The organism is Streptomyces humi, assembly GCF_001005085.2.
GTDB classification, from domain to species: Bacteria; Actinomycetota; Actinomycetes; order Streptomycetales; family Streptomycetaceae; genus Streptomyces; species Streptomyces humi.
Genome location: NZ_LBMU02000040.1, coordinates 42,619 through 58,668, shown reverse-complemented (window position 1 = coordinate 58,668; position 16,050 = coordinate 42,619). Strand labels below are relative to the sequence as shown.

The 16,050-nt window shown below is 69.4% G+C and carries 12 protein-coding genes; 2 read left to right on the top strand and 10 right to left on the bottom strand.

Annotated elements, in window-relative coordinates; genetic code table 11:
* Positions 1 to 294: 294 nt before the first annotated feature.
* Positions 295 to 912, top strand: coding sequence for a GNAT family N-acetyltransferase (locus AAW13_RS18720; protein WP_046727608.1), 618 nt, complete (start codon positions 295 to 297; stop codon positions 910 to 912).
* Positions 913 to 978: 66 nt separating this feature from the next.
* Here AAW13_RS18720 and trxA read toward each other — a convergent pair whose 3' ends face one another.
* The 7 genes from trxA to AAW13_RS18685 all read right to left on the bottom strand — a co-directional run bounded on the left by trxA (position 979) and on the right by AAW13_RS18685 (position 10,805).
* Positions 979 to 1,311 (bottom strand): thioredoxin, encoded by a 333-nt coding sequence (gene trxA / locus AAW13_RS18715; RefSeq protein ID WP_046727607.1) that lies wholly within the window; start codon positions 1,309 to 1,311, stop codon positions 979 to 981.
* 47 nt (positions 1,312 to 1,358) lie between these two features.
* A complete protein-coding gene (gene trxB, locus AAW13_RS18710) occupies positions 1,359 to 2,327 on the bottom strand; it encodes a thioredoxin-disulfide reductase (RefSeq protein ID WP_046727606.1) in 969 nt (322 codons plus the stop codon).
* Positions 2,328 to 2,519: 192 nt separating this feature from the next.
* A complete protein-coding gene (locus tag AAW13_RS18705; protein WP_046727605.1) occupies positions 2,520 to 3,461 on the bottom strand; it encodes an anti-sigma factor family protein in 942 nt (313 codons plus the stop codon).
* Positions 3,458 to 4,183: an RNA polymerase sigma factor SigM gene (sigM, locus tag AAW13_RS18700; protein WP_046727604.1), complete on the bottom strand. Its 726-nt coding sequence runs from the start codon at positions 4,181 to 4,183 to the stop codon at positions 3,458 to 3,460. Before sigM ends, AAW13_RS18705 begins: the two co-directional genes overlap by 4 nt.
* 34 nt (positions 4,184 to 4,217) lie before the next feature.
* Positions 4,218 to 5,939, bottom strand: a complete 1,722-nt coding sequence (locus AAW13_RS18695; RefSeq protein WP_046727603.1) for a protein kinase family protein — start codon at positions 5,937 to 5,939, stop codon at positions 4,218 to 4,220.
* Positions 5,940 to 6,058: 119 nt separating this feature from the next.
* Positions 6,059 to 8,359: a murein biosynthesis integral membrane protein MurJ gene (gene murJ, locus AAW13_RS18690; protein ID WP_046727602.1), complete on the bottom strand. Its 2,301-nt coding sequence runs from the start codon at positions 8,357 to 8,359 to the stop codon at positions 6,059 to 6,061.
* 46 nt (positions 8,360 to 8,405) lie between these two features.
* Complete coding sequence (locus AAW13_RS18685) at positions 8,406 to 10,805, bottom strand: DUF6049 family protein (protein WP_046727601.1); 2,400 nt, start codon at positions 10,803 to 10,805, stop codon at positions 8,406 to 8,408.
* 287 nt (positions 10,806 to 11,092) lie between these two features.
* On the opposite strand from AAW13_RS18685, the gene AAW13_RS18680 reads away from it, so the two are divergent.
* Entirely contained in the window at positions 11,093 to 12,559 is a 1,467-nt protein-coding gene (locus AAW13_RS18680) for a CCA tRNA nucleotidyltransferase (protein ID WP_046727600.1), read from the top strand.
* Positions 12,560 to 12,659: 100 nt separating this feature from the next.
* Here the strand turns inward: AAW13_RS18680 and AAW13_RS18675 are convergent, their stop codons facing one another.
* The 3 genes from AAW13_RS18675 to AAW13_RS18665 form a co-directional block, all read right to left on the bottom strand.
* Entirely contained in the window at positions 12,660 to 13,949 is a 1,290-nt protein-coding gene (locus tag AAW13_RS18675; protein ID WP_046727599.1) for an MFS transporter, read from the bottom strand.
* A gap of 133 nt (positions 13,950 to 14,082) precedes the next feature.
* Positions 14,083 to 15,165: an inositol-3-phosphate synthase gene (locus AAW13_RS18670; RefSeq protein WP_046727598.1), complete on the bottom strand. Its 1,083-nt coding sequence runs from the start codon at positions 15,163 to 15,165 to the stop codon at positions 14,083 to 14,085.
* 43 nt (positions 15,166 to 15,208) lie between these two features.
* The gene (locus AAW13_RS18665) at positions 15,209 to 15,892 is read right to left on the bottom strand and encodes a PadR family transcriptional regulator (RefSeq protein ID WP_046727728.1); all 684 of its coding nucleotides are present in this window, start codon (positions 15,890 to 15,892) and stop codon (positions 15,209 to 15,211) included.
* Between the last annotated feature and the right edge of the window lie 158 nt (positions 15,893 to 16,050).

Genomic DNA, 16,050 nt, shown 5'->3' with positions numbered 1-16,050 from the left:
GAGAGCGGATCGTGTCCGGTGTGTACCGGAACACGATCCGCTCTTTGCTTTCAGGCGGTATCGATGGAATCGCTGTGTGGATACGATGCGTTCGGTATGGCGCATCCATCCGACAGCTGGCGGCACCTCTGAGTGGGAGGCGGGGGCCATGCGATCGATGAGCCGCACCGGACTGGTGGGCGCGGGCCTGGGACTGGGCGCGACCGTAGGATTCGTCGGCAGTCTGCTCAGGGAACGCAGCGCTCTGACAGCCGCTCGCGACGCCGCGGGCGAAGGAAGCGAGGAACAGCCTTCATGGGGCGTCGGCTCGTACCGCTCACGCTGGACAACCTTCAGGACCTTCCCAAGCGCTGTCGCTCGTGTGTCTTCTGGGAACTGGACCCCGTCAGCGGCGAAGCAGCGGTAAAAGCGGGGACGCCCGCGCTGGAGAAGGAATCCTGGATCTCCGCCGTACTGCTCGACTGGGGTTCCTGCGGCCGCGTGGTCTATGTCGACGACGTTCCGGTGGGCTTCGTGCTCTACGCTCCGCCGGCCTATGTCCCGCGTTCCACGGCGTTCCCCACGAGCCCGGTCTCGCCGGACGCCGTGCAGCTCATCACTGGTTTCATCATGCCCGGCTATCAGGGGCAGGGACTCGGCCGGGTGATGGTCCAGACGGTCGCCAAGGATCTGCTGCGGCGCGGTTTCAAGGCGATCGAGGCGTTCGGCGATGCCCGGTACCAGGAGCCGGCCTGTCTGCTGCCCGCCGAGCATCTGCTCGCCGTGGGCTTCAAGACCGTGCGGCAGCATCCCGTGCATCCCCGGCTGCGGTTGGAGCTGCGGACCACGCTTTCCTGGAAGGAGGACGTGGAGCTGGCGCTCGACCGGCTGCTGGGGGCGGTACAGAAGGAACCGGCGCTCCGGCCGCTCTGAAGCGGCCGCTGCAAAGCGAATGGGCCAACCCCGAGGGGTTGGCCCATTCGTGTTTCACGTGAAACATCACTCGGCGATGAAGGCCTCGAGGTCGCGGACCAGTGCGGCCTTCGGCTTGGCGCCGACGATGGTCTTGGCGACCTCGCCGCCCTGGTACACGTTCAGGGTGGGGATCGACATGACGCCGTACTTGGCCGCCGTGTTCGGGTTCTCGTCGATGTTCAGCTTGACGATCTCGATCTTCTCGCCGTGCTCGGCGGCGATCGCCTCGAGCGACGGGGCGATCTGGCGGCACGGGCCGCACCACTCGGCCCAGAAGTCCACCAGGACAGGCTTGTCGCTCTTGAGGACGACCTCTTCGAAGTCGGCGTCGGTCACATGCTTCAGGGTGCCGGCCACGGCGGGCTCCTTTTTCTTGACGGTGCGGTGGGGCGGAAGGGGGATGATCAGACGGTGGTCTTCTCGGGCTCGGCCTTCTCCTCGTCCGCGAGGGCGGCGAGGAAACGCTCGGCGTCGAGAGCGGCGGAGCAGCCGGTGCCGGCCGCGGTGATCGCCTGGCGGTAGGTGTGGTCGACCACGTCACCGGCGGCGAACACACCCGTGACGTTGGTGTGCGTCGAGGGCGCGGCGACCTTGAGGTAGCCCTCCTCGTCGAGGTCGAGCTGGCCCTTGAAGAGCTCGGTGCGCGGGTCGTGGCCGATCGCGATGAACAGGCCGGTCACCGGCAGGTCGGAGAGCTCGCCGGTCTTGACGTTGCGCAGCTTCAGGCCGGCCAGCTTCTGCTCGCCCTGGACCTCGGCGATCTCGCTGTCCCAGGCGAACTTGATCTTCGGGTCGGCGAAGGCACGCTCCTGCATCGCCTTCGAGGCGCGCAGGGTGTCCCGGCGGTGGACGATCGTCACGGACCTGGCGAACCGGGAGAGGAAGGTCGCCTCCTCCATCGCGGTGTCACCGCCGCCGATCACGGCGATGTCCTGGTCCTTGAAGAAGAACCCGTCACAGGTGGCGCACCAGGAGACACCGCGGCCGGAGAGGGCGTCCTCGTTGGGCAGGCCGAGCTTGCGGTGCTGGGAGCCGGTGGTGACGATGACGGCCTTGGCCTTGTGTACCGTGCCGGCGGTGTCCGTGACGGTCTTGATCTCACCGGTCAGGTCGACGGAGACGACGTCGTCCGGAACCAGCTCGGCGCCGAAGCGCTCGGCCTGCGCCCGCATGTTGTCCATGAGGTCGGGGCCCATGATGCCGTCGCGGAAGCCCGGGAAGTTCTCCACCTCAGTGGTGTTCATCAGCGCACCGCCCGCAGTGACGGCACCCTCGAACACGAGGGGCTTCAGCGACGCGCGCGCGGTGTAGAGCGCCGCCGTGTAGCCGGCGGGCCCGGAGCCGATGATGATCACGTTACGGACGTCGCTCACGGCTTGATTCCTCGTCTCTGGTCTGTGTCAGTCGACCGGTGGGAGTTTCCATCGGAACCTCTCACCCCACCCAACGGATCCTACGGGGCGCGCATTCCCGGTGTGTCCGGGCACACGGGCATCCCACACCGTACGGATTTCCGCGCTGGGACAAGAGATGCGTCACGGCACGAGAGCCGTGACGGAGAAAGCTCAGGGGCGGGTCAGGGACTCCGTCAGCAGGACCTTGCCAGGAGATGCGGCCGCCTTGCCGACACAGGTGGCGTCGACGACGAAGGCGGTCACCCGGGAGGCGTCGGAGGAGTCGGGGAGAACGAGGAGGTAGGCGCTCTTCCCCTGGTACGTCCCCTTCTTCGCACCGATGACATCGCCGGTCTGGCCGACGCCCTCGCGAACACACACGGGTACCGACTCCGAGGGGTCGATCCGCGTGGTGTAGGGGGTGGCCGTGGTGGCCGACTCCGAAGGCTGCGACTCGACACCGAAGGGCTTCTGGGAGCCTCGCGGCAGGTTCTTCTTGGTGTCGAGCAGATTGTTGACCTGATGCTGGAGGGTGCCCTTGGAGAAGGTCCCGGCGGAACTGGTGGGCGTTCCCTGCGCGGTCGTCGTTCCGTCGCCTCCGAGTGACTGGAGGAAGAGCGCGCCGGCACCCAGGACGGCGGCGGTGAACACGGTGCCGAGGACGACGGTCCGGCGACGCCGACCACGTCCACGGTCCGGGCGGTCCAGCCTGTCCATCCGGTCCTTCTGGTTCCTGCGGCCCTTCTGGTCCTTGCGTCCGGGGCCGGTCGTAGCGCTCGGCCGCCCGGCGGGGCGGTTCTCGGGAGCCGGCGCCTGACGGGGCGATGTTTCACGTGAAACATGGGCCTCAGGAATGGTGGCGCTGAGCAGGGCCTCGGCGGCGAGCGCCGCGTCGATCCGGCCCGCCACGTCGGCCGGCATGCGCACCGGGCCGGGAACCGCGCCGAGCAGGCCCCGGATCTCCTCCAGCGAGGCATGCACATCGGCACAGAGCTCGCACGCGTCCAGGTGCTGTCGTACTTCCGCGGCCCGGGCGGGCGGGAGCAGGCCTTCCGTGAGATCGGAGATCTCCGAGACGTCCGGGTGCCCGGTCGTGTCCGTCGTCGACGTCACGCTCGTCCACCTCCGCCCTTCACTGTGGCCGAGTCATTCGGCCCGGTGTTCCGTGGGTCTCCGTTCTGGGGACCCGCTGCCGGTGGGACGGATGTCCCCTCCGCCCGGTTCCGTGCCGCGTCCGGGTTGTCCTCGTCACCGGTGCTTTCCGGCCGGAGATGGGTGAGCAGCGGCAGGAGTCTGGCTCTGCCGCGAGCACAGCGGCTCTTCACCGTCCCCGTGGGCACGTCGAGGATCCGGGCCGCCTCCGCGACCGGGTAGCCCTGCATATCGACCAGGACGAGGGCGGCGCGCTGGTCGTGCGGCAGCGTGCCGAGGGCTTCCAGAAGCTGGCGGTGAAGGTCGTTGCGTTCGGCTGGAGCGGAGGCCGATTCATGCGGCTCCAGCAGTTGCTCCAGCCGCTCGGTGTCGTCGACCGGCGAGGTCTTGCGGGAGGCGACCTTGCGGGCGCGGTCCAGGCAGGCGTTCACCGTGATCCGGTGCAGCCAGGTAGTGACGGCCGACTGGCCCCGGAAGGTGTGGGCGGCCCGGTAGGCGGACACCAGGGCGTCCTGGACGGCGTCAGCGGCCTCCTCGCGGTCCCCAAGGGTCCGCAGGGCGACCGCCCAGAGGCGGTCCCGGTGCCGCCGTACGATCTCACCGAAGGCATCGGGGTCGCCCTCCACATGCCGAGCGAGCAGATCCTGGTCGCTCACTCCGCCGTATCCGGCGCCTTCCGCCATCTGCCCCCTCCGCCTTCGGTGCCCCCGGTGAACGTCAGCCCGTGAACTTCACTTCGGTGATGGCCTGCTTGTAACCGGCTCCGGCGTAGGCGCTCGAGTCGTTGCCCGAATACGGCATGGCGGTGAGCCATACGAGGACGTACTGGCTCTTCACCTTCTTGCTGACCTTCACCGTGGCGGTGCTGCCGGTGGTGGTGACACCGCCGATCTTCGTCATCGAGCCGATCGACCCCGGGCTCAGCGAGTCGGCGGCGTACAGCGCGACCGTCGTGTGATCGCCAGCGTAGCGAAGGGAGATGGTTCCCGTGGTGAGTTCCCTGGCCGAGCCGAGGTCGTAGACGATGCCCACGCCGGCCTTGTAGGGCGCGAGTTCCGGTCCGTCCGTGAAGCTCTTGGTCCGCCAGAAGGTGGAGGCGCTGCCGTCGTAGGTCAGCTTCACATCGCCCGGATGCTGCGCGCCGCCGTCGGCCACGTACTCCTGGGCGTTCTGGATCTTTATCGCGGTGACGGGCGCGGGGCTGGCGCTGTTCTTGTCGCCGTCGTCCGTCGTCTGCGTGGTGGTGTTGCCGTCGGACTTGTCGCCCTGGTCCATCAGGGCGTCCGCGAGCTGCCAACTGCCCAGGCCCAGGGCCGCGATGAGAAGGGCCGAGACAGCCCACTTCAAGGCCTTGCCGGTGCGGCTCTGGAGCGGGGGCGGCGGGGGCTGGATGGGCTGCGTCGCGCCGGGGGGCGTGGGGCGGCCGTAGGTGCCCTGCTGGTAGGTGGTGCGCTGGTACTCGGGCGGTCCCGTGAACGTCGGCTCCGGCGGGCGGATGCGGGGCATCTCGCCGATCGCCTTCACCAGCTCCTCGGGCGTGGTGCACGCCGACTCGTGACGGGACGCGGTGGCGCCGTCGTTGACCAGAGCGCGCATGGCGAGTTCGGACAGGCCGCGGTGGACCCCGGCACGCACCTGGTCGGGTGCGATCAGGCCGACGTCCTTGGGCAGCCCGGCCAGGCCGTAGGCGTCGCTCTCGTACGGCCAGCGCTGGGTCAGCGCCGCGTACAGCAGGGCGCCGATCGCCTCGGTGTCGGTGCGCTGGGGCGTGTCGGAACTGATGCCGCGCAGCGCCGCGTTCACCGCAAGCCCACGGATGCGCCACTGGCCGGTGGAGGTACGCAGCACCGCGTTCGGGTTGAGCCGGAGATGGGCCAGGCCCTCGCGGTGTGCCGCCGCCATCGCGGAGGCGATCTGACTCACCATCTGATAGGCGTCGTGCGGCTCCAGCGGACCGGCCGCGAGCAGCGCGGACAGCTCGGTGGCGTCGGGCAGCCACTCGTGCACGACGTAGACGAGGTCGTTCTCCTCGACGGCGTCCAGTACCTGCACGAACCGGGGATCGCCGAGCAGTGCGGCGGAGCGGGCCGCGGCCAGCACCGCCCGGCTGCGTGCGTGGTCTGCGGGCAGGATGTGGACGCCGACGGCACGCCGGAGTTTCTCGTCGACCGCACGCCAGCTGCTGAATCCGTCCAGACGGGTGACGCACTCCTCGAGACGGTAGCGTCTGGCGAGTTTGTGACCGCTGTGCAGTTCGGGAGGTGAGGTCTTCTTGCCAGGGTCCGCGGCCGTACCGCTCCCCTGGGCCTCGTCGCTTTCCGTGTCCCGCTCCGGGTTCTGGGCCACCCCGTCGGCCGTGGACTGGTCCGCCTTGGCGGTCAGCGGCTTGTCACCGCTGTTGTCTGCCACGTCGACGGCAGCCGTGCTCCGTTCCGCCACCGTCGTTCCCTGCCTCCCCATCCGTTGCACGCTGTTCGACGCCGAAACCAATTGTGCCCACAGTCCCCCGCTATGCACGACACGCGGCGGCGAACGATGGTTGTGCGCTTACCCCTGACTCAGCGCCCCAGACGCCCGCGCACCATACCCACGAGGGAGTTGAGCTCCTCGATGCGCATGCGCCGCGCGGCCACGTAGAAGACGCCGAGCAGGACGGCTCCGCCGACCAGCAGCGCGGCGAAGGAACCGATCACGCCCTGCCCCAGAGTGTGGCTGATGCCGTAGCAGGCCGCACCACTGAGGGCGGCCGCCGGCACGGAGGCGAGGCACAGCCTGGCGTACGTACGGGTCACGCGGGAGCCGTCCAGGTCCCCGCCGAGCCGCTTGCGCAGCCGCCGCCAGGCCACCCCCACGCCGATCGCGTAGGCCAGGCCGTACGAGGCGGCCATGCCGGCCACCGCCCAGCGGGCCGGGAGCAGAACGTAACAGGCGACCGAGGCGCCCGCGTTGACCGCGGCGACGATCACCGTGTTGTAGAAGGGGGTGCGGGTGTCCTCGTACGCGTAGAAGGCGCGCAGGACGACGTACTGCACCGAGTAGGGGATCAGGCCGAGGGCGAAGGCCATCAGCATGTACCCCATGTTGGTGGCGTCGTTGGTGCCGCCGGAACCGAAGATCAGCGTGCACATCGGGATGCCGAGCGCCAGGAAACCGAAGGAGATGGGGACGATCGCGACCGCGGTCGTCCTGAGGCCCTGGGAGATGTCGTCGCGGACGGCGCCCGTGTCGTTCTCCGCGGCCGAGCGGGAGATCCGCGGCAGCAGGGCGGCCATCAGGGAGACCGTGATGATCGCCTGCGGCAGGCCCCAGATCAGCTGGGCGTTGGCGTAGGCGGTGAGGCCGGTGCCCTTGACCGGGGAGTGCTTGCCGGCCGCGGTCGACAGCTGGGAGACGACGAGCGCGCCCGCCTGGTTGGCGAGGACGAACAGCACGGTCCACTTGGCGAGGGTGGCGGCCTTGCCGAGGCCGTGGCCCCGCCAGTCGAAGCGCAGCCGCAGCCGGAAGCCGGTCTCGTGCAGGTAGGGGATCATCGCGAGGGCCTGGACCACCAGGCCGAGCAGCACGCCGATGCCGAGCAGTCGCTGGCCCTCCGGCGGGATGTTCGTGACCTTCATGCCGGAGTGGGCGGCCGTGCCGTACACCCAGATGAACAGGCTGAGGGTGACGATGATGACGATGTTGTTGAGGACCGGTGTCCACATCATCGCGCCGAACTTGCCCCGTGCGTTGAGGATCTGCCCCATCACGACGTGGATGCCCATGAAGAAGATCGAGGGCAGGAAGTAGCGGACGAAGGTGATGCTGACGCCGTTGGCCGCCGGGTCGCTCGCCACGGAGTCGGACAGCAGGCGGATGAGGAAGGGCGCGCCCGCGATGGTGGCCGCGGTGAGCAGGCCCAGCGCCACCATCACCAGGGTCAGCAGTCGGTTGGCGAACGCCTCGCCACCGTCCTCGTCCTCCTTCATGGCGCGCACCAGTTGGGGTACGAAGACCGAGTTCAGGCCGCCGCCGACGGTCAGGATGTAGATCATCGTGGGCAGCTGGTAGGCGACCTGGAAGGTGTCGCCGAGCAGGCCGAAGCCCAGCGCGGAGACGATCAGCGCGGAGCGGACGAATCCGGTGAGCCGGGAGACCATGGTGCCCGCGGCCATCACGGCACTCGACTTGAGCAGCCCCGCCGCCTTCCCGCCCTTCTTCGCGGGAGCGGCGGAAGCCGGGGCCGGGGCGGGGACCTCCGCCGCCGCAACGGGCGCGGCACCGAGGTTCAGGGTCTGGTCGGTGGCCGGAGGGGTCGTCGCCTGGTACCGGGGCCCGGGTGCGCCCGGCGCGGCCGCCGGACCGGGCACCGACGCGGGTTCGGACGGCAGCTGTGCCCCGCCCTGCTGCGGATCCCGGTAGCCGCTCTGCTGCTGGTCCCGGAAGAGGTGGGCGAAGGCGTCCGGCTCGTGGCGTTCCTCACCGGAGTGCGAGACCAGGTCGTCCACGCCCACGAACTGGGTCGTGCGGGGGTTGTCACCGTACGGCAGGTACTGGTTCTGGCCCTCCGGCTCCGGTGCCGGGGTCTGGGCCCACACCTGGGGGTCGGGGGCGTACGGCGACTGGGCGGGCTGCCCGTAGAGCGGCTGCTGGGGGTAGGTGCCCGGCGGCGGCGGGGGGTGCGCGGCACGGTCGTAGAGCGCCTCCGCGACCGGGTCCTGGGCGGAGAGGTCCTGTGCCCGGTAGGGGTCCTGGTCGTAGGCGTCCTGGAGGTACATGTCAGCCGCGTGCTGCGGCGGGACCTGGCCGGGCTCCGGCGGTGGCTCGGGGTAGCCCGAGCCGGCCGCGCCCTGGCCGCGTTCACCGTCGTACGGCGCGTTCATGGTTACCCCACCTCATCGTCCCGGGCCACACCGGCCACGACATCGCTCAACGGTCCACTCTCTCACCCGTCCCGGACGGGTCGGCGCTTTCCGGTGCGGTGTCCGGTGTCGGGTCACTCGGCTGCTCCGGCTCGTCCGCCCCGGACCGGTGGCCGGACTCTTCCGGGAGACGATCGCCCCGTGTGTCGGGGTTCCCCGGTCCTGCGGTGTTCTCGGGGCCCTCGTCCTCCGGGGTGTCCGGGGCGTCCCCGCCGGCCGGGTCAGGCCCGTCGCCGTCCTCGGCCTGGCGGGCGGCCGTGCGCTTGCGGTGGGTGTACATCCGGAAGCCGGCGAGCACCAGCAGCAGCACACCGCCGCCGATGACCAGCATCACGGTGGGCGTGACCTCGGTGACCTTCACGTCGAACCGGACGGGCGAGCCGTACTCCTGGCCGTCCTCGGTGTAGAGCTGCGCGGTGACCTCGACCCGGCCGTTGGCGTTGGCCGAGGTGGAGAACTTCACGGACTGGCTGTGGCCGCCGGAGACCTCGACGCGCTGCTCGTAGTAGGGCTTGCCCCCGATCTCCAGCCGGGTCGGCATCGTGGAGGTCAGTCGCAGGACGAGGTGGTCGACGCCCTGGACCAGGTTGTTCTGGACGGTGACCGGGATGGTGGCACTGCGTCCGGAGAGCTTGGTCTCGGACTTGTCGATGAGCTTGACCTGGCCGATGAGGTCGTCGAGCCAGGACTCCACGCCCGTGCGGAAGCTGTCCGCCTCGGTCCCGCGGCCCCGCCACGACGTGGACATCTCCCGGTTTATGGCCCGTCCGAACGGGGTCACCACCCGGGACTGGTTGCTGAGGATCACCTGGAAGTTGTCGAGCTTGTCCTGGGTGCGGGCGATCTGCTCGAAGGCCGTTCGGGGCAGTTCCTGCCTGCGCAACGAGGAGGGGTAGGCGGACGACGACGGGATCTTCGTGGTCGCACCGGGATCGGGCTTGTCCTTGGCGGCCGCCGTGAGGTCCTGGGGCTGCGACCAGTTGCTGTCCTGGAGCGCGGTGATGGCCGTCGCCATCGCCTGTGCCTGGCTCGCCGACGGCGTCCGCTGCGGGGCGACGACGATGCTGCGCTGCTTGTCGGTCTGGGTGTTCAGCGCCAGGCTCTGGGCCAGGAACCGCTGTACCGCGAGCGTCGCCGCGTCGGCCTGCGTCAGATCGCCCTCGAACGCCGTGGACAGCCGGGCGTCCGCGACCACGGCCGTCGTGCCACCGCCGATCGGGCGGGCCGCCGAGGGCGTGTAGGACAGCCCGCCGGTTTCCTGGAGGCTGTCACTGCGGGCGATCACCTTGTCGGCGCCCGCCGAGGTGGCGACCTTGATGATCGACGGGTCGACGGCGCCGTTCACGGGCCAGGCGAAGTCGGTGTTCGGTGTGACATGGAGCACGGTCTCGACCGTGGTGGCCGCGACGTCGGTGGCGTCCTTGAGGTGGCTCAGTGAACCGGTCACGGTGGTGCCGTTGTGGGCGAGGGAGGCGAGGTCCGGGTCGGCGAAGGGGAGCGCCACGACCTCCTTGTCGGCCACCGCGTTCTGAAGGTCGGCCAGGAACTGCTTGGCCACCGCCTGATGGGTGCCCGCCGTGGTGGTGTCACCGGCGCCCTGGATCCGGTAGCCGCGGGTCATCGCGTCCACGGAGGCCAGCATGTCCGGGTCGAGCACCCAGGTGACGTCCAGGTCCTTGCCGAGCGCCAGCATCTGGGCCAGCCGGCCACCGGGCGAGATCTCCTTGGCCAGGTCGTCGTTGAGGAAGACCGGGGTCTGTAGCTCGCCCGCTCCCGTCTTCGCCGTCATGTGGACGGTGGAGATCAGCGGCCAGAGGTACGTCGTCCTGGTCTTCGTGTCGGCCTCGGAGGACTGCCACGGCAGGAACGTCTGCTGGATGCCGAGCACCTGGTCCCACTGCTGCGCCGACGTCTTGCCGGACAGCGTGACCCCGAACGGATACACGCCGTCCTGTCCCAGGTCGAGCTTGTCGACCGGCACGGAGATGCTGAAGTGCTCGGCGACGCCCGGGGCCAGCGAGTCGAAGTCCTCGGTGTACTTGCCGCCGATCTCGGTGCCGAGGCCCGACTGGAGCTCGTCGGACTGCCGGGCGGCCGTGTCGATCGCCGACCGGGTGCCGAGCGGGGAACCCACCCGCAGATCCACGTGGGCGTCCGTGACGGCCTGCTTGCCGTTGTTGGTCACCGTGCCGGAGACCGTCAGGGTGTCCCCGTCGGTGGGGGCGCTGGGGCTCAGCGAGTCCAGGGCCACGGACACCGCGTTCGACCCGGCCGCCTGGGCCGGGGCCGCGGCCGGCAGCTGCATCAGTCCGGCCAGCAGAGGCGCGCTCGCGAGCAGTGCCCCGGTGCGCCGCAGCCAGCGGCGGGCAGGTGAGGGCGTCCCCTGGAAGTCTGCCGCCTCGGCCACGCGCTCGTCCGTCCCTCGTCATCGTCAGTGGTCGTCGGAATGTGCGTCCACGCATGGTAACGAGGCGCGCTGAGCTGAAGTGCCGCGGTCCGCTTCACAAGATCGGAGAAGAGTATCGGCCCGTCCTCTATATCCAGTATCGCGGAGAGGGTCTGGTAAGCGTCGAGCACAGGGCTTGCACCGGTATGGAAGGGACTGCTCCGCCACCGTGTATGGACGCTCTGCGGGGAGTGCGGCGGGAATATGGAGGCGCTTCGGGCGGCCGGGGGCACGTACCCTGTGCTGTTGTGCCGAACGCCAATGAAGACACTTCCTCTGCCCTGAGCCAGGCGCAGCAGCGCGCGGTGAGCGAGCTGCTGCGGGTGGCGCCCGTCGCCGACGACCTCGCCCGCCGATTCCAGGAGGCCGGGTTCTCCCTCGCCCTGGTCGGCGGCTCGGTCCGGGACGCGCTGCTGGGCCGGCTCGGCAACGACCTGGACTTCACCACCGACGCCCGCCCCGAGGACGTACTGAAGATCGTCCGGCCCTGGGCGGACGCCGTCTGGGAGGTCGGGATCGCCTTCGGCACGGTCGGCGCGCAGAAGGACGCCCGCGTCGGCGACACCGTCCGGTCCTTCCAGATCGAGGTGACCACGTACCGCTCCGAGGCCTATGACCGCACCTCGCGCAAGCCCGAGGTGTCGTACGGGGACTCCATCGAGGAGGATCTCGTCCGGCGTGACTTCACCGTCAACGCGATGGCGGTGGCTCTGCCGGAGAAGGAGTTCATCGACCCCCACGGGGGCCGGGAGGACCTTGCCGCGCGGCTGCTGCGCACCCCGGGCACGCCCGAGGAGTCCTTCTCGGACGACCCGCTGCGGATGATGCGCGCCGCCCGGTTCGCGGCTCAGCTCGACTTCGAGGTGGCCCCCGAGGTCGTCGCGGCGATGACGGACATGGCCGGACGTCTGGAGATCGTCTCGGCCGAGCGGGTCCGGGACGAGCTGAACAAGCTGATCCTCTCCGCCCACCCCCGCAAGGGGCTGACGCTGCTCGTCGAGACCGGGCTCGCGGAGCAGGTGCTGCCTGAGCTGCCCGCCCTGCGGCTGGAGAGCGACGAGCACCACCGGCACAAGGACGTCTACGACCACACGCTGATCGTCCTGGAACAGGCGATGGCGCTGGAGGAGGACGGCCCCGACCTGGTCCTGCGTCTCGCCGCCCTGCTGCACGACATCGGGAAGCCGCGTACCCGCCGCTTCGAGCAGGACGGCCGGGTCTCGTTCCACCACCATGAGGTGGTCGGCGCGAAGATGACCAAGAAGCGCATGACCGCGCTGAAGTACTCCAACGACCTGGTGAAGGACGTGTCGCGACTGGTGGAGCTCCACCTGCGTTTCCACGGCTACGGCACCGGGGAATGGACGGACTCGGCGGTCCGCCGGTACGTCCGGGACGCGGGCCCGCTGCTCGACCGCCTTCACAAGCTGACCCGGTCCGACTGCACCACCCGCAACAAGCGGAGGGCCGCGGCGCTCTCCCGTGCCTATGACGGCCTGGAGGACCGGATCGCCGAGCTCCAGGAGAGGGAGGAGCTCGACGCGATCCGTCCGGACCTGGACGGCAACCAGATCATGGAGATCCTGGGGATCCGTCCCGGCCCGGAGGTGGGTCAGGCCTACAAGCACCTGCTGGAGCTGAGGCTGGAGCACGGGCCGATGGAGCACGACGACGCGGTGGCCGCCCTCAAGGAGTGGTGGGCCGAGCAGGGCTGAGTGCCCGGCCCGGGGTCATGTTTCACGTGAAACACGAACCGTCCGGGAAGCGGCCGGGGGCGATGTTTCACGTGAAACATCGCCCCCGAGCCGTTCCTCCTCACCGCCTCGGGTCTCGCTCCACGGCTTGCTTCGCTCCGGCGCGGGCCATGGCTGCCGCCACCGCCGCGTAAATGAACGCGACCGTGATGACGAGGGTCGCGGAGCGGCCGTCCGGTGGCAGCATCAGGGCGGCGACACCGGCGGCCCCGACGAACGCGACGTTGAAGAGGACGTCGTACACGGAGAAGATCCGGCCGCGGAAACCGTCCTCGACGGAGGACTGCACGAGGGTGTCCGTGGCGATCTTCGCTCCCTGGGTGATCAGTCCCAGCACGAAGGCGGCGACGAGCATGGGGGCGGTCGCGAACGGGAGACCCAGCGCTGGTTCCAGTACGGCGGCCGATGCGGCGCACACGACGATCCAGCGGCCGGCACCCAGCCTCCCGGCGGCCCCCGGCGTCACCAAGGCCGCCGCGAAGAAGCCGGCACCGGAGACACCCAGCGCCAGTCCCAGCAGGGCGAGGCCGTCGTCGGGGTCGGAGGAGAGGGCGTAGCGGCACAGCATCAGCACCAGGACGAGCAGCGCGCCGTAGCAGAAGCGCATCACCGTCATGGTGAGCAGTGCCCAGGCAGCCTCGCGGCGCCGGGGTGCCGCGAGATGCCGTATCGCCTCCCGCAGGTCGCGTGCGGTGGTGAGTACGGCCGCCGCGAGACTCGGCTGTGCCGGATGCCGGTCGGGGCCGAGGAGTCCCGGGGCCATGGTCAGGGAGGCGAGGGCCGCGCACAGATACAGCGCGGCGCCCAGCAGCACCACCGCTGCGTCGGAGTCCGAGGCGATGAGCCGAACGGCGAAGGCCAGGCCGCCACCGGCGGTCGCGGCGAGGGTGCCGGCGGTCGGGGACAGGGAGTTGGCCAGCACCAGCCGGTCGGTGTCGACCACTCGTGGGAGCGCGGCCGACAGACCCGAAAGGACGAAGCGGTTGACGGCCGTGACGCACAGGGCGGAGACATAGAAGAGCCAGTCGGGCACCTGTCCGGCCATCAGGACCGCGGTGATCGCGGCCAGCAGCGCGCGCAGCAGATTGCCGTACAGGAAGACCTGGCGGCGGCGCCAGCGGTCCAGCAGGACGCCGGCGAAGGGGCCGACCAGGGAGTAGGGGAGCAGCAGGACCGCCATGGCCGAGGCGATCGCGCCCGGTGAGGTCTGTTTCTCCGGCGAGAAGACGACATAGGCGGCGAGCGCGACCTGGTAGACGCCGTCGGCTCCCTGGGAGAGCAGCCGTACGGCCAGCAGGCGGCGGAAGTCCCGCAGGCGCAGCAGGACACGCAGGTCACGTACGACGGGCATGGGGCACAGCCTCACATATGGGGTCGCACCCATGGGAAGGGTCCCCGGGTCTGGTGACCCGGGGACCCTCGGAGCCCTGGCAGGAGCGTTTTTTGCGAGCTACGGAGACGTCAGCGCTCAGCGCTGTGTCGAGCTACCGCTCGACGTCGCCGCGGATGAACTTCTCCACGTTCTCGCGGGCCTCGTCGTCGAAGTACTGCACCGGCGGGGACTTCATGAAGTAGCTCGACGCGGAGAGGATCGGGCCGCCGATACCGCGGTCCTTGGCGATCTTCGCGGCGCGCAGGGCGTCGATGATGACACCCGCGGAGTTCGGGGAGTCCCAGACCTCGAGCTTGTACTCCAGGTTCAGCGGGACGTCACCGAAGGCGCGGCCCTCCAGGCGGACATAGGCCCACTTGCGGTCGTCGAGCCAGGCGACGTAGTCGGACGGGCCGATGTGGACGTTCTTCTCGCCGAGGTCCCGGTCGGGGATCTGGGAGGTGACGGCCTGCGTCTTGGAGATCTTCTTGGACTCCAGGCGGTCGCGCTCCAGCATGTTCTTGAAGTCCATGTTGCCGCCGACGTTCAGCTGCATCGTGCGGTCCAGGACGACGCCCCGGTCCTCGAAGAGCTTCGCCATGACGCGGTGCGTGATGGTGGCGCCGACCTGCGACTTGATGTCGTCACCGACGATCGGGACACCGGCCTCGGTGAACTTGTCCGCCCACTCCTTGGTGCCGGCGATGAAGACCGGGAGGGCGTTGACGAAGGCGACCTTGGCGTCGATGGCGCACTGGGCGTAGAACTTCGCCGCGGCCTCGGAGCCGACGGGCAGGTAGCAGACGAGGACGTCGACCTGCTTCTTCTTGAGGATCTTCACGACGTCGACCGGCTCGGCCGCGGACTCCTCGATGGTCTCGCGGTAGTACTTGCCGAGGCCGTCGAGGGTGTGGCCGCGCCGCACCTTCACACCGGTGTGGGGCACGTCGCAGATCTTGATGGTGTTGTTCTCGGAGGCGCCGATGGCGTCCGCCAGGTCGAGGCCTACCTTCTTGGCGTCCACGTCGAACGCGGCGACGAACTCGATGTCCTTGACGTGGTAGTCGCCGAACTGGACGTGCATCAGGCCGGGGACCTTGGACGCCGGGTCGGCGTCCTTGTAGTACTCGACTCCCTGCACCAGCGAGGCGGCGCAGTTGCCCACGCCGACGATGGCTACGCGAACCGAACCCATTCCGGTTGCTCCCTGTGTGTACGAGTGAGGCCCTGCGCGGGACTCACGTGGCGGTGTCGCCGGGCAAATCCGGCCGAGGGGTGTCCTCGGACCGGGGCAGGTTGCCCGGCGTTCCATTGGTGGTGTTCTGCTGAGCGGACCCCCCGGAGGCGGGGCCCTTCAGGTCCCGTCCGGCCCGCTCGCTCTCGATGAGCTCGTTCAGCCAGCGCACTTCGCGCTCCACGGACTCCATCCCGTGGCGCTGGAGCTCAAGCGTGTAGTCGTCGAGGCGTTCCCGGGTGCGTGCCAGCGAGGCGCGCATCTTCTCCAGGCGTTCCTCCAGCCGGCTGCGGCGGCCCTCCAGCACGCGCATGCGTACATCGCGCGAGGTCTGCCCGAAGAAGGCGAACCGCGCCGCGAAGTGTTCGTCCTCGTACGCGTCGGGGCCGGTCTGCGAGAGGAGCTCCTCGAAGTGCTCCTTACCTTCCGCCGTCAACCGGTAGACGATTTTCGCGCGGCGGCCGGAGAGCGGGACGGCGAGCGGATCCTCGCCGGTGTTCCCCGGTTCCTCGATCAACCAGCCGTTGGCGACCAGCGTCTTGAGGCAGGGGTAGAGCGTTCCGTAGCTGAACGCACGGAACACGCCCAGCGAGGTGTTGAGCCGTTTCCGCAGCTCATAGCCGTGCATCGGCGACTCGCGGAGCAGGCCGAGCACGGCGAACTCAAGGATGCCGGAACGCCGGCTCATGATCGCCTCCACTCGTCCGCAGGTCGCTTATCTCGCTCTGATGTATCGACTCGATACATCACGACGATAGATCGGCCTCCCCTGTGCGACAAGAGCAGTGACGGTGAACGGGATCACATCACCGTTTCGTAGGAGGCAACTTGCCTGATTTGGGGTGA

Excerpts from the sequence above, each read along its gene's own strand:
- AAW13_RS18720 (WP_046727608.1), top strand. The coding sequence starts at position 295 with ATGGGGCGTCGGCTCGTACCGCTCACGCTGGACAACCTTCAGGACCTT.
- AAW13_RS18670 (WP_046727598.1), bottom strand. The coding sequence starts at position 15,165 with ATGGGTTCGGTTCGCGTAGCCATCGTCGGCGTGGGCAACTGCGCCGCC.
- AAW13_RS18665 (WP_046727728.1), bottom strand. The coding sequence starts at position 15,892 with ATGAGCCGGCGTTCCGGCATCCTTGAGTTCGCCGTGCTCGGCCTGCTC.
- sigM (WP_046727604.1), bottom strand. The coding sequence starts at position 4,183 with ATGGCGGAAGGCGCCGGATACGGCGGAGTGAGCGACCAGGATCTGCTC.
- murJ (WP_046727602.1), bottom strand. The coding sequence starts at position 8,359 with ATGAACGCGCCGTACGACGGTGAACGCGGCCAGGGCGCGGCCGGCTCG.
- AAW13_RS18675 (WP_046727599.1), bottom strand. The coding sequence starts at position 13,949 with ATGCCCGTCGTACGTGACCTGCGTGTCCTGCTGCGCCTGCGGGACTTC.